Source organism: Pedobacter sp. MC2016-14, from assembly GCF_020991475.1.
Lineage (GTDB): Bacteria > Bacteroidota > Bacteroidia > Sphingobacteriales > Sphingobacteriaceae > Pedobacter.
Window position 1 is genome coordinate 1,003,169 of record NZ_JAJMPA010000001.1, and the last position, 12,266, is coordinate 1,015,434.

Annotated in this window: 16 protein-coding genes; 8 read left to right on the forward strand and 8 right to left on the reverse strand. The window is 39.3% G+C overall.

What is annotated here, in order from left to right:
- Positions 1-22: 22 nt before the first annotated feature.
- Positions 23-1,144 (reverse strand): DUF4407 domain-containing protein, encoded by a 1,122-nt coding sequence (locus LPB86_RS04170; RefSeq protein ID WP_230641285.1) that lies wholly within the window; start codon positions 1,142-1,144, stop codon positions 23-25.
- A 198-nt stretch (positions 1,145-1,342) separates the two neighbouring features.
- On the opposite strand from LPB86_RS04170, the gene LPB86_RS04175 reads away from it, so the two are divergent.
- The gene (locus LPB86_RS04175; RefSeq protein WP_230641286.1) at positions 1,343-1,660 is read left to right on the forward strand and encodes a rhodanese-like domain-containing protein; all 318 of its coding nucleotides are present in this window, start codon (positions 1,343-1,345) and stop codon (positions 1,658-1,660) included.
- Between the two features lies 1 nt (position 1,661).
- Positions 1,662-1,856 carry a DUF6358 family protein gene (locus LPB86_RS04180; RefSeq protein WP_230641287.1) on the forward strand — a complete coding sequence of 65 codons (195 nt, stop codon included), beginning with the start codon at positions 1,662-1,664 and terminating at the stop codon, positions 1,854-1,856.
- On the opposite strand, the gene LPB86_RS04185 is transcribed toward LPB86_RS04180, so the two are convergent.
- Positions 1,837-2,877 carry a dipeptide epimerase gene (locus LPB86_RS04185; protein WP_230641288.1) on the reverse strand — a complete coding sequence of 347 codons (1,041 nt, stop codon included), beginning with the start codon at positions 2,875-2,877 and terminating at the stop codon, positions 1,837-1,839. The two genes, LPB86_RS04180 and LPB86_RS04185, sit on opposite strands and share 20 nt — an antisense overlap.
- 82 nt (positions 2,878-2,959) lie before the next feature.
- Here LPB86_RS04185 and LPB86_RS04190 point away from each other — a divergent pair, with 82 nt between their 5' ends.
- Positions 2,960-3,928, forward strand: coding sequence for a hypothetical protein (locus tag LPB86_RS04190; RefSeq protein WP_230641289.1), 969 nt, complete (start codon positions 2,960-2,962; stop codon positions 3,926-3,928).
- Here the strand turns inward: LPB86_RS04190 and LPB86_RS04195 are convergent.
- Complete coding sequence (locus LPB86_RS04195) at positions 3,911-4,531, reverse strand: rhomboid family intramembrane serine protease (RefSeq protein ID WP_230641290.1); 621 nt, start codon at positions 4,529-4,531, stop codon at positions 3,911-3,913. The genes LPB86_RS04190 and LPB86_RS04195 overlap by 18 nt on opposite strands.
- Before the next feature lie 27 nt (positions 4,532-4,558).
- Entirely contained in the window at positions 4,559-5,266 is a 708-nt protein-coding gene (locus LPB86_RS04200; RefSeq protein WP_230641291.1) for a hypothetical protein, read from the reverse strand.
- 29 nt (positions 5,267-5,295) lie between these two features.
- Between LPB86_RS04200 and pepT the strand changes: the two genes are divergently transcribed.
- Positions 5,296-6,549 carry a peptidase T gene (gene pepT, locus LPB86_RS04205; RefSeq protein WP_230641292.1) on the forward strand — a complete coding sequence of 418 codons (1,254 nt, stop codon included), beginning with the start codon at positions 5,296-5,298 and terminating at the stop codon, positions 6,547-6,549.
- 1 nt (position 6,550) lies between these two features.
- Here the strand turns inward: pepT and LPB86_RS04210 are convergent, their stop codons facing one another.
- From LPB86_RS04210 to LPB86_RS04225, 4 genes are read right to left on the reverse strand one after another with little or no spacing between them, the layout of a single operon-like run.
- A complete protein-coding gene (locus LPB86_RS04210) occupies positions 6,551-7,234 on the reverse strand; it encodes a bifunctional 2-polyprenyl-6-hydroxyphenol methylase/3-demethylubiquinol 3-O-methyltransferase UbiG (protein WP_230641293.1) in 684 nt (227 codons plus the stop codon).
- 18 nt (positions 7,235-7,252) lie between these two features.
- Positions 7,253-8,320: a mechanosensitive ion channel family protein gene (locus LPB86_RS04215; RefSeq protein WP_230641294.1), complete on the reverse strand. Its 1,068-nt coding sequence runs from the start codon at positions 8,318-8,320 to the stop codon at positions 7,253-7,255.
- Positions 8,321-8,333: 13 nt separating this feature from the next.
- Entirely contained in the window at positions 8,334-9,731 is a 1,398-nt protein-coding gene (locus tag LPB86_RS04220) for an MBL fold metallo-hydrolase RNA specificity domain-containing protein (protein WP_230641295.1), read from the reverse strand.
- 9 nt (positions 9,732-9,740) lie between these two features.
- A complete protein-coding gene (locus LPB86_RS04225) occupies positions 9,741-9,947 on the reverse strand; it encodes a YtxH domain-containing protein (RefSeq protein ID WP_230641296.1) in 207 nt (68 codons plus the stop codon).
- 97 nt (positions 9,948-10,044) lie between these two features.
- Between LPB86_RS04225 and LPB86_RS04230 the strand changes: the two genes are divergently transcribed.
- From LPB86_RS04230 to rpsB, 4 genes are all read left to right on the forward strand, one after another.
- Positions 10,045-10,401, forward strand: a complete 357-nt coding sequence (locus LPB86_RS04230) for a hypothetical protein (protein ID WP_230641297.1) — start codon at positions 10,045-10,047, stop codon at positions 10,399-10,401.
- A 113-nt stretch (positions 10,402-10,514) separates the two neighbouring features.
- A complete protein-coding gene (gene rplM / locus LPB86_RS04235) occupies positions 10,515-10,958 on the forward strand; it encodes a 50S ribosomal protein L13 (RefSeq protein ID WP_230641298.1) in 444 nt (147 codons plus the stop codon).
- Between the two features lie 16 nt (positions 10,959-10,974).
- A complete protein-coding gene (rpsI, locus tag LPB86_RS04240) occupies positions 10,975-11,361 on the forward strand; it encodes a 30S ribosomal protein S9 (protein WP_230641299.1) in 387 nt (128 codons plus the stop codon).
- An 18-nt stretch (positions 11,362-11,379) separates the two neighbouring features.
- Positions 11,380-12,201, forward strand: a complete 822-nt coding sequence (rpsB, locus tag LPB86_RS04245; protein WP_230641300.1) for a 30S ribosomal protein S2 — start codon at positions 11,380-11,382, stop codon at positions 12,199-12,201.
- The last annotated feature ends 65 nt before the right edge of the window (positions 12,202-12,266 follow it).

Genomic DNA, 12,266 nt, shown 5'->3' on the forward strand with positions numbered 1-12,266 from the left:
GATTGTAAGTTAGTAAGCAAAATTAAGCGTTAAAGTCGTGATTTTTTAAGTCATGCGCGGCTTTTTTGACAATCAATTCTTTGCGTTTGTCAGTTTCGGTACTTACGCGGGTCTCATGGATGTTGTCTATAACCGCAACTTCATACTGCATTTCTTTTTCTGATTCGTGAATTTGCGTGGCTTCAAGGTTGTAAACAGAACGGTCATATGGACCGCGTGCGCTCATGAGCTTGACAAAAACCGGAAGGCATTCAAAAAAGATAAATAGCAGGCCAATAAAGGTTATGGCCAGTGAGGTATTCACATCTGGTGTACCATTGGTGTTGAAACTTAACTGTCCCAGTGCCCAGTTTCTATCGGCAAAGCCTGCTACATTGGCAAGGCTATCTAATTGCTTGGTGGTATAAAGCCGCTCAGATAACAATCCATCAAATTCCTTGCGGTCGTCTACAAAGCGCTCCATTCTCCTTACTTCGGCACTTAATGTGTCAAGTTGCGTTTCCCTTTGCTTAAGCTCTGCTTCTTTTCTTTTTGCATAAGGCCCATAGCCCATGATACCCGATGTTTCTGCCGTTTTATTACCAAAAATCTCAAAATTGAGCTTTTCCCGGTCACTCTTAATTCCTGCTTCGGTTGAATCTCGCTGACGTTTTGCATCCTGTAATTTGGCCAGTTCAATGGTGTATTTGTTGGAAAATGATTTATTTAATGTATCAATTTTAGACTGCTGATTGTTGAGGTAACTGACTTTAAGACGTTCTTTGATTTCTTTGTCGAAGATCTTGAGTTCTAAAGGGCGCGAAATAACCATTCCGATCATAATGGCCAGTAAAATTCTGGGCGTTGCTTGTAAGATTTGCTTGCCGGTACCTGCATTTTTGTTGATGCTGGAGACGATATAGCGGTCCATGTTAAAGATGGCCAGGCCCCAAAGCAGACCAAAAAATAAAGCAAACAAAACTGCGGCTGTATCTCCTTTAAAAACAAAATATATGGCGTATCCGCCGGATAGTGCTGCAAACAAGCCGGTGAAGAAAATGGTGGCGCCAATGCCTATGTATTTGTTAAACTCTGTAGGGTGTTTTTTTAATGTATTGAGGTGTACGCCGGCGCAGAACCAGAAAAAACGGGAGATTACATTCATGATATGTAGCAGTTTTTAATTAACCAGCTATTAAACGCGCGTTATGCTGCTTTGTTACAAGAAGTAGCTGATTTGCATGTCAATTACTGCTTACCATACGGCATTATTCAGTATTCTTCATTGCGCTGGGCTTTATGAGCGCTTCGCCGTTTATTTTAAATCATTATCTTTGTCATAAACAAGACGATAAAGAAAGCAATGAAAGAAATAAGCGTAGAAGAACTGAAGCATAAAATTGACAATAATGAAGATTTCCAACTGATTGATGTTAGGGAAACTTTTGAATATGAGACCTCGAACCTTAACGGTGAGAATATTCCATTGGGAGGCATTTTAATTGAGGTGGAAAAAATTGCTACAGATAAGCCCGTAATTATGCAATGCAGAAGTGGCAAAAGAAGCGCTGCTGCTGTAATGCAACTAGAGCAAATGCATGGTTTTACTAACCTGTACAATTTAAAAGGAGGCATATTGGCCTGGCAGGAAGCGTTTGATCCTGACATGCAAGTATACTAAGATGAAAAAGAAAATAGCACTTAATGTTTTCTTCTACATTGGCATGATTGTGTCTGTAGTAGGCTTGAAAAAAGGGCTTGAAAATGATAATTATCCCGTTGTTGCCCTTTTTGTGGCAACAGCAATCTTTTTTATTTATTTAAAGATCAGGTTGATTAAAGACCTTCAGCAATCCATTAAGGATAAAACAAATTAGCATTTTCTATTTGTTCCAGTCCAAGGCCTGGAATATTCTTTAATACATACTTTCCGTTTATCATCTCTGGGGTGGTAAACGGATTGTTTTTTGTAAGCCAGGGCCCGTCCAGATCTGCCCAATCGCATAATGGAGCCAAAGCTATTCCTGCAAGGGTAGCACAAGAGGTTTCGCTCATACAGCCTATTAAAACTTTCATGCCAAAAGAGCGTGCTTTAAGGATCATCTGATGTGCTTCATACATCCCCGTGCTTTTCATTAATTTGATATTTATACCATGATAAGCTCCTCTTAAATTGTCCATATCAGCCAGGCGCTGTACCGCTTCATCGGCTAGAATTGGAATTGGGCTTCTTTCGGTTAACCAGGCATTTCCTTCACGGTCTGCTTTATCCATAGGTTGCTCTATGAGTACAACGCCCTGGTCATGCAACCAATAAATCATTTCTATTGCATTTTTTCGATTGTTCCAGCCTTGGTTGGCATCCACATATAAGGGCAAATCACTGATGCTTCTTATGGTGTTGATTAGTTCTTTGTCATTGTCACGCCCCAACTTAATCTTTAATACTTTGAAGCCTTTTGCATCAGCAACCTTTTCTCTGATCACTTCTGGTGTATCAATGCCTATGGTATAAGAGGTGAGGGGCATGTTCTCTGGATTTGCGCCATAGATTTCATAACAGGGTTTATGCCGTAACTTCCCGTTGATGTCGTTCAGCGCAATGTCTATCGCTGCTTTTATGGCGGGATGACCCGGCGCCAGGCTATCCAGATAGGCTATGATTTCTTTAAAATCAAAAGGAAACTCAAACCTGCTCCAATCCACCTTGGCTAAAAAGGCCTCTGCGCTTTCATAATTCTCGCCCATGTAAGGAACCATTGACGCCTCTCCGTACCCAATAACACCATCTTTATAAGTGAGTTTTAAAAGTAGTAAAGGGGTGTTGGTTCTGGAAAATTTGGCAATTGAAAAGGTATGTTTAAGTTCCAGATTAAAAGAAATGTAACGTGCTTGCATGATAGCGGCTATAGTAATATGAAGGTTAAAAAAAGTATGCTTCTGCTAATGTAAAGATAATATACCTAATTTTATCGGCGTTATGAACAGTTCCATCTACCAGCCTTTTAAAAACTTTGATTTTAAGTACAAGACATGCTTCTTGAGTGGTGATACCTTTAAAACTGCACTTGTAGAAAGCCCTGTATTGCCTGCATGGTTATTAGAAGTAGCAAATTATAGTGGCAATGAACAAATTAAGTTGCTGGATGAAAGTGTCCGCGCTTACAATACATTGAAAGTGCCCGTAAATGAAGAAGTGCTTCATCATTTTGTGAACCCACTGGAAGAAAAGATGGCCCAGGCTTTTAGAGAGGGTTATGCCGGCGTTTCTAAAATTGAGGAGAAGGACCTTTTTAGGTGGATAGGCAAATTTATGTACAGTTTGATCTATGTGGAGATGGTTGGTGCCATTAGGCAACAGCAGCTTAGTGGAGATGGCATAAACATGTCTCAAGGTTTGATGCATAAGTTTGGGAATTTAAATACCATGATTCAGGGTATTTACTTGGATGTGGTTTTTGAAGATTTTACACCATGGTCTATCGTGGTGGTACCACTGGATCAAACCGATCATTATTTTAGTTTTCGTGATGAAATCAATACGCTTACCTTTTCTTTGAAACTCAAAGACTTTGGCATCATAGCCTGTTTGCAGGACAATGGAACCAATAAAAAATATCACCAGGAGATACTGGATGAAATAAAAGATAAACCACTTTCTGAACAACAGTTTGAAGAGCTCTGTGCGCGGTTTTTTTATTCGGCCTATCTTTTTAACAGACTTCCGGAATATGCCATTATGCCGGTAGAAGGGTCTATATATATAGATGCGATGCCATTAAAAGGAACGTTTAATAAACCTCTTTTTGATGTGTGGCAGCATAAAACATATGGGCAGGTGTTAGAAAATTTTTGGAAACCCTGGGGGCATACGCTTTTTGAGATCATCAAAGATCCTTATGCACCATTAAGCTATTTCGATCCTGCCTGTTTACCCCTTGCCGGTTAAGAGCGTAAGGAAATTCTGAATAATTCCCGGAACTAAAATTATAGTAACGATTAGCCCTGTTAGTGCACCAAATAAGTGTGCATCATGGTTGATGTTATCTCGCGAGTTTTTAGACATATACCAGCAATACACCAGGTAAAGGAAGCCAAATACTATGGCGTAAATACGAAAAGGCAGTGGAAAAATCCCAATTAAACTCATAGGATTGAAAAGAATATAGCTAAACAATACTGCGCTGATGGCTCCTGATGCGCCAAGACTGTTGTATCCGTAGTTATCCTTGTGTTTAATTACGGAAGGAACATCGCTTAAAATTAAGCCCACAATATAAAGTAAACCGAACTGCCAGTGGCCAATACGCTCTTCCAGGGCAAAAGCAAAGGCATGAAAGGTAAACATGTTAAAAAACAAGTGCATCCAGTCGGCATGGATCAGTCCGCTGGTTACGAAAGTATATAATTTGGAATTACGTGATACGGTATATGGATGCAGCATAAACTTTCCATACAAGGAGGGGTCATTAAATGCATAAAGGCTGGTAACTATTGTAAAAAGGAAAATGACTGAGGCTACTGGAGTTGCACTTAAATATTCTTGTATCATGTAGGGCTAATATACTAAATTTGTTATTTATGGGCGTCTAAATGTTTTCATGGAAAGGCCCATAGGACCTAAGAGGTACTTAAACCCAACGCTTATATAGCTATAAGCATCTGGACGGTTATTGCTGAAGCGTATAGATGAATCGTTGTAGCCATCTAATCCTTCACCAAATGTTAGATTGCCCTGAAGGTTTAAATTTAAGACATAGCGATAGTCGCCCTGCCTGTCGGCTAAATAGACATTTATACCGAGGTTTAATGGAACGAGAATATTGAACGAGTTATTTTGTCCGGGAGAGGTGGTGTTGGCGTAAGTATTTCTCCTGTTGATGGCGATGATCTTATTTTGGATGAGACCTATACCGGTTCCTCCATATATTCCTTTTAACAAATTTGCCGTTGGGCTATAATCGTAATTGATGATGCTTCCCAGATATAGTTTTCCATTAAAAGTAAAGGATTTATAATTGTTTAAAAATTCTCTGTTTCTGGAATCTGTAAAAACATCACCTCCTGCAATCTGACCGATTTGTCCTTCTACACCCATACTAATAAAGGGTGTGAAAAAGTAATCTGCGGTACCATACACCGAAATGCCATTACCTGATTTTTCTACATCTGTGAAAGAATGTGTGGTGCCAAAACCGCTACCGATCCCTAATTTATAAAAATTGGATTGTGAGAAACCTGAGAATATGCTCAGAAGTACCAGTATGCTTGTGAGTGTTAATTTCATTTATCTACCTTTACATTTTTACTATTATTATGCTAAACTATCAAAATAAAACGGAATCCCTTGCAGAACGCTTTAAAAAGTATGTTAAAATAGATACCCAATCGGACCCTTTATCAACATCTTCGCCTTCAACAGAAAAGCAAAAGAATTTAGGGAAAGTGCTGGTTGCTGAATTACTGGAAATGGGCATTGCAGATGCTGAGCTTGATCCATATGGTTATGTGTATGCAACTATTCCTGCCAATACTAACAAAGAAGTTCCTGTAATTTGTTTTTGCGCACACATGGATACCTCGCCTGATTGCAGCGGCTTAAATGTTAAGCCTATTGTTCATCGTAACTATCAGGGGCAGGATTTGGTTTTGCCTGACGACGAGACTGTAGTGTTAAAAATGGCCGAGCATAAGGACTTGAAGCATCAAATTGGCAATGACATTGTAACCGCAAGCGGCACAACTTTGCTTGGGGCAGATAATAAAGCTGGACTGGCTGAAATTATGGAAGCTACTGCTTTTTTGATGGAAAACCCGGATATTAAACATGGTACGATCAAAATTCTTTTTACGCCTGATGAAGAGGTGGGAAGAGGGGTAGACAATGTTGATTTAAAAAGACTTGCTGCAGATTTTGCCTATACTATAGATGGTGAAACCTGTGGCTCTATTGAGGATGAAACCTTTTCTGCGGATGGAGCGGTACTCACCATCAATGGTGTGAGTTCGCATCCGGGTTTTGCAAAAGGAAAAATGGAAAGTGCCATAAAAATTTTGTGTGGCATTATCGATGCTTTACCAAAGGACAGATTGACGCCAGAAGCTACCGAACTTAAGGAAGGGTTTATTCATCCGGTAAGCATACAAGGGAATGTAGAACAGGCAGAAGCGCGTTTTATACTTCGTGATTTTGATGATGACTTATTAGCTATACATGGAAAAACTTTAGATCAGGTGGTTCATTCTGTAATTAAAGATTATCCTAATGCATCTTACGAGCTTAAGATTAGTCCGCAGTACCGCAATATGAAGAGTGTACTCGACCAATATCCACAGGTAATTGAATATGGAATAGAAGCAATTGAGCGTGCCGGTGTTAAGCCGATAAACCAAAGTATAAGAGGGGGGACTGATGGTTCTCGCTTATCACTTATGGGCTTACCTTGTCCAAATATCTTTGCCGGAGAACATGCTTTTCATGGCAAGCAAGAATGGGTTTCTTTACAGGATATGGAAAAGGCCGTTCAAACTATTATAAACATTGCAGCAATTTGGGAAGAAAAGGCTTAAGCTAAAGTGTGAGATGGGCAAGGTATTGATCTTGCCCATCATCCATGACAATCTCGCAATTCCATCCGCATTCTTCTGCAATGGAAATAAGGCTGTGCTCATCTATATAGAGCCAGTTGAACCAGTTTCCTTTTTGGCCTTTATATTGGTACTGGTAGGCTATTTCTCCGTAATATTTATTTAACGGCTTAGGTGTATTTTGGTATAGGTATGCAATATCTGAGCTGTCAAAAATAAGTTGGCCATCTGGTTTGATCAGTTCTTTTGCCTTGAGCAAAAATGCTTTGAGGCCCTGCAAAGTTCCGGTTATACCTATACCATTCATTAAAAGTAGAATGGTGTCGAAATTCCCTCCTGTGTATTGGTTTAAGTCTTGTTCAACTACGTTTTTTACACCACGTTGTTTCATAATCATGACTGCTGCCGGAGACAGATCTAATGCCGTAACATTAAAGCCCTGGCTTTGAAGTTCAAGCGCATGGCTTCCTGCACCAGCACCAACATCAAGAATGTCTCCATGGCACATTTCTAAGGCCTTATATTCCAGATCTGGCATGTCTGTTTCTGTTCTAAAGAAAATATCAACGGGCATTTCTTCTGGCTCTCCATATGAATTATGCAGCCACAAAGTTTCTGCTCCACCATTTGTAAATTCATCTTTTAAGGCTTCTCCAAAAACATCCATAGGGTAAAGGTAAAAATTCTATGGAATTGCTTTGTACTCCAATCTGGTTTTCGGCAGACTATCCGGATAATTTTCACGGATAAATGCAATCATTGCTTCCCGCACATCGCAACGCAAATCAAATGCCTGAGAAGAGCTTCTGGCGCTCATCAGGAGTCTTACTTCAATGTTGTTCTCTTTGTTGTCTGTTACCTGCACTACATTTACGCGTTTATCCCAAAGCCTGTGATTGGTTAACAGACGGGTTAGTTCTTCCCTTAACGGACTGATAGGTGTCATATAATCCAGGTAAAGGAAAACTGTGCCCAAAAGTTCTGAGGATACTCTTGTCCAGTTTTGAAAGGGTTTTTCTATAAAATAGGTAATGGGCAGAATTAGCCTGCGTTGATCCCAGATGTTGAGAACCACGTAAGTGAGGGTGATTTCCTCCACACGGCCCCATTCTCCTTCTACCACCAGAACATCATCGATCCTGATGGGTTGGGTGAAGGCAATTTGAAAGCCCGCCAGAAGATTGCCAAGTGACTTTTGTGCGGCGAAGCCGATGATGATGCCACCTATACCGACTCCGGTGAGTAATCCCGTGCCAATTTTACGCATGTTTTCAAAGCTCATTAATACAATGGCCGCTGTGATTAGGACAATTAGAGAAACGGTAAATTTTCTTAAGAACTGCAATTGAGTCCTTATTTTACGCTCTTTTAAGTTGTCTTCTTTATTGAAGTCGTATTTATGATACACATAGTCTTCCATCACTTTGATGATGCGGACCAGAATGAGCGCAAATACAATAGTAAGTGCAATTTCTATGCTTCGGTTTAGTTGAATAAAATAAACCTTGTCCATTTCCATGAAGTTAATGGCGATGTTGAGCAACAAGAGCGGGACGAAAAGCTTTACAGGAGTATAAAGCCTTTTAATGACTGAGCCAATAAGAAAGGTAAGCCAATATTTAGAAAACAGGAGGAAAAGTTTGCGGAAAATAAAGGATAATAATAGCCCAGCTCCAATGGCAACTACAGCAAGTATGATATTTTGCAGGAAGGATGGTATGGGCTGCCCGAAAATGCTGTCTATATAATCCATAAGCTATTGTTTGTTAAAGTTCGTATTCCTGATGGTATTCTGGAATGGCAACGTGTTTGAACCCTTTGTCTATAATGCGCTGGGCAAATTTCTGTTGAACATCATATTCGCCATGAACTAAAAACACCTGTTTAACCTGTTCTGGATCCTGACAAGAAATGAAATGTAATAAATCCTCATAATCGCCATGGGCGCTCATTGATCGGATCGATTCTACATCCGCTACAACAGTGTAATCATCTTTGAAGATCTGAACGGATCTGTCACCAGCCAGGAGCCTACCCCCTAAGGAGTTTGGATCGCAATAGCCTACCATTAAAATGGTGTTTTTTTGGTTGCTGATGTTGTTTCGGATATGGTGTTTTATTCTTCCGCCTTCCGCCATCCCCGATGCGGATATAATTACACAGGGTCTTGTGTCGTTATTCAGGGATTTAGATTCTTCGATGCTTTGAATAAATTTTAATCCTTTAAAAGCAAAAATGTCATCATCTACTTTGAGCGTTTCTTTGACACCATTATTGTAAACTTCGGGATGGTTTTTTAAAACTTGCGTGGCCTGAATTGAAAGTGGACTGTCTACGTAAAATGCAATGTCAGGCAGTTTGGCCTTTAACTCAAGGCCATTTAATGCATATAGTAATTCCTGTGTTCTCCCGACACTAAAAGCTGGAATAATTACTTTGCCTTTTTTGACCATACAGGTATGGTTAATAATTTCAAGCAACCGATCTTGTATGGGTTCAAGGTCCTTATGTAAGGAATCACCATAGGTTGATTCAAGTAAAATGTAGTCGGCCTGAGGAAAAGTTTGGGGGCTTTTTAAAAGAAGGTCACTGTATCGGCCTACATCACCACTGAAGGTAATTTTCGTTTCCTTGCCTTCATCTAAAATGGTTAGATGTACCGCTGCACTGCCTACAACGTGACCTGCATCAGTGAAACGAAGGGTAATTCTGTTATCGATTTCATAGTCTTCATTATAATCTATGATTTTAAATTGACTAAGGGTTTTGATTACATCGTCTTCTGTATAGAGTGCTTCCTCTATATCCTCTCCTTCTCTTAGTGTTCTGTTACTATATTCTGCATCTTGCATCTGTATTTTCGCAGAATCAAGTAATAAGATACGTGCCAGATCCATTGTTGCGGGGGTAGAATAGATAGTTCCTGTAAAACCTTCCGCAACAAGTCTTGGCAATAAGCCGCAGTGATCGATGTGGGCATGTGACAAGATCATGTAATTAACCGATGATGGATGGAAGCCGAAGCGGCCATTTAGCTTATCAGTTATTTCTCCCATGCCCTGAAACATGCCGCAATCTAATAAAATTTGAGTGCCATTACTGAGTGTAATGAGGTGTTTGCTGCCAGTTACCGCACGTGCAGCGCCATGAAATGCTATTTTCATTTAGCAGCTTTAGGCGCGAACTTTGGATATGGTCTCTTTAACGGAGTCACTTAAGTCAGAAATTTTATCTTTAGAAGAATCTAAAAGATCACATAACCAGTCAGTAACGCTTCCTTTAATATCGTCGCCTTTGTCTGTTGATAAAATAAGTGCTACTGCAGCGCCAAGTGCTGCTCCTGCCAATATACCTGCTACTATCTTTGTTTCTTTTGTCATGATCTAATTGTTTTAATTAAGAAGTTAACAATTCCGTATTCTTTATTGTTTGAATTGAGTATGAAAATTATCTTTCAAAATGTAATTGAAGAATGATATGTTAAAAATAGTGGTCTATATTAATATCGCTTTATCGGTGCTTTACTTATTAATTTGGTTGCAGAATGGTAGTGGTTATGCCATTATTGGGATGTTGGTGGTAATGGGTTGCTGCGCTTGTTTATTATTGGATAGAAAGGATGTGGCTTATTGGCCAATCATTAAACTGTTTATAGCAATACCAGTTTTGTTTGCTGCTGGATTTCTGTTGTATAGCGGTATTGTTTTGATACAAGCTGCAATGCTGCACGGCTATAGTAGTTTGGGACTGATTACGCTTTACTGTTACAGCTTTGTATTTAGTGTGGCATTGCTTTTTCAGGTTATCTTGAGTTTAATTGCCAGAAAAGACTGAATAATTAAAAATATATAGAGCAACTGTTTGATGTTTAATTATTTCTATCTATCTTTGCAGTCCCTAAAATTTTAGGGGAATACAAAATTGTTTAACAAATTAAATACAAGCAAGTGAATACGTTAAGTTACAAAACTGTCTCTGCCAATGCAAAAACTGCTAACAAACAGTGGGTTGTTGTTGATGCACAAGGCGAGATTTTGGGGCGCTTGTCATCGAAGATCGCAATGATCATCCGTGGTAAAAACAAGCCTGATTACACCCCACACGTAGACTGCGGTGATAACGTTATTGTTATCAATGCAGACAAGGTTAAGTTGACCGGAAACAAGATGAACGATAAGGTGTATACATCTTATACAGGATATCCAGGTGGTCAGCGTTTCATTTCTCCTAAAGAGTTATTGGCGAAACATCCTACACGTGTTATCGAGAAAGCTGTTCGTGGTATGTTACCTAAGACTAAACTTGGTGCTAAATTATACACCAATCTTTACGTTTATGCAGGTGGAGAGCATCCACACGAGGCACAATCACCAAAAACCATTACACTTTAATTAAAGGAAGAAAGAAATGTCAGTTACAAACACTTCAGGAAGAAGAAAAACTGCTGTTGCAAGAATCTACATGAAAGAAGGCAACGGTACTATTACTGTTAACAGTAAAGACCATAAAGAATATTTTCCAACGTTACCTTTACAATACATCGTTAACCAATCATTTGAAGTTTCAGAACTTATTGGTCAGTATGATGTAACTGTAAATGTTACTGGTGGTGGTATTACAGGACAAGCACAAGCTGTTCGTTTAGCTATAGCTAAAGCTATTGTTGAATTAGATGCTGAGAAAAAACCAGCATTACGTGCTAAAGGGTTAATGACCCGTGATATGCGCATGGTTGAACGTAAAAAACCAGGACGTAAGAAAGCTCGTAAAAAATTCCAATTCAGTAAACGTTAATCTTAAGGAGACAACACAATGGCAAGAACAACATATCAAGACTTATTGGATGCAGGTGTACATTTTGGTCACCTTACCCGTAAATGGAACCCAAAAATGGCACCATACATTTTTATGGAGCGTAATGGGATTCACATTATAGATTTAAACAAAACTTTAACAAAAACTGAAGAAGCTGCTTCAGCAATCAAACAGATTGTAAAATCAGGTCGTAAGATCTTATTTGTAGCAACTAAGAAACAAGCTAAAGAAATTGTTGCTGAACAAGCGAAAAAAGTAAACATGCCTTTCGTAACTGAACGTTGGTTAGGTGGTATGTTAACTAACTTCCAAACTGTACGTAAGTCAATCAAAAAGATGTCTAACATCGATAAAATGACTAAAGATGGAACATATTCAATTCTTTCTAAGAAAGAGCGTTTGATGATCCAACGTGAGCGTATTAAATTAGAAAGTTTATTGGGTGGTATTGCGGATTTAAACCGTTTACCTGCTGCAATCTTTTTAATTGACGTTAAAAAAGAGCACATCGCTGTTAGCGAAGCGTTGAAATTAAACATTCCAACTTTTGCAATGGTTGATACCAACTCTGATCCATCTAACATCGATTTCCCTATTCCAGCGAATGACGATGCTACTAAATCTATCTCTTTAATTACCGATGTAATTATCAAAGCAATTGAAGAAGGTTTAGATGAGCGCAAACGTGAAAAAGACGAGGAAACTGAAAAAGAAGCTGTAGCTGCTAAAGCTGCTGCTGATGCACCTGAAGCTGCTGCTCCTGGTGAGAGAAGAAGAAAAGTTAATGCCGATACCGAAGAAGGTACCAGCGAAGCGTAACTAATATAATTTGGGTTGTGTGTTGTGCGTTGCAGGTTTTACTTACAACAATCAACGTACAACCC

Excerpts from the sequence above, each read along its gene's own strand:
- LPB86_RS04200 (WP_230641291.1), bottom strand. The coding sequence starts at position 5,266 with ATGAAATTAACACTCACAAGCATACTGGTACTTCTGAGCATATTCTCA.
- LPB86_RS04220 (WP_230641295.1), bottom strand. The coding sequence starts at position 9,731 with ATGAAAATAGCATTTCATGGCGCTGCACGTGCGGTAACTGGCAGCAAA.
- LPB86_RS04215 (WP_230641294.1), bottom strand. The coding sequence starts at position 8,320 with ATGGATTATATAGACAGCATTTTCGGGCAGCCCATACCATCCTTCCTG.
- rpsB (WP_230641300.1), top strand. The coding sequence starts at position 11,380 with ATGGCAAGAACAACATATCAAGACTTATTGGATGCAGGTGTACATTTT.
- LPB86_RS04190 (WP_230641289.1), top strand. The coding sequence starts at position 2,960 with ATGAACAGTTCCATCTACCAGCCTTTTAAAAACTTTGATTTTAAGTAC.
- LPB86_RS04210 (WP_230641293.1), bottom strand. The coding sequence starts at position 7,234 with ATGGATGTTTTTGGAGAAGCCTTAAAAGATGAATTTACAAATGGTGGA.
- LPB86_RS04225 (WP_230641296.1), bottom strand. The coding sequence starts at position 9,947 with ATGACAAAAGAAACAAAGATAGTAGCAGGTATATTGGCAGGAGCAGCA.
- pepT (WP_230641292.1), top strand. The coding sequence starts at position 5,296 with ATGCTAAACTATCAAAATAAAACGGAATCCCTTGCAGAACGCTTTAAA.
- LPB86_RS04170 (WP_230641285.1), bottom strand. The coding sequence starts at position 1,144 with ATGAATGTAATCTCCCGTTTTTTCTGGTTCTGCGCCGGCGTACACCTC.
- rpsI (WP_230641299.1), top strand. The coding sequence starts at position 10,975 with ATGTCAGTTACAAACACTTCAGGAAGAAGAAAAACTGCTGTTGCAAGA.
- LPB86_RS04175 (WP_230641286.1), top strand. The coding sequence starts at position 1,343 with ATGAAAGAAATAAGCGTAGAAGAACTGAAGCATAAAATTGACAATAAT.
- LPB86_RS04195 (WP_230641290.1), bottom strand. The coding sequence starts at position 4,531 with ATGATACAAGAATATTTAAGTGCAACTCCAGTAGCCTCAGTCATTTTC.
- LPB86_RS04230 (WP_230641297.1), top strand. The coding sequence starts at position 10,045 with ATGTTAAAAATAGTGGTCTATATTAATATCGCTTTATCGGTGCTTTAC.
- LPB86_RS04180 (WP_230641287.1), top strand. The coding sequence starts at position 1,662 with ATGAAAAAGAAAATAGCACTTAATGTTTTCTTCTACATTGGCATGATT.
- LPB86_RS04185 (WP_230641288.1), bottom strand. The coding sequence starts at position 2,877 with ATGCAAGCACGTTACATTTCTTTTAATCTGGAACTTAAACATACCTTT.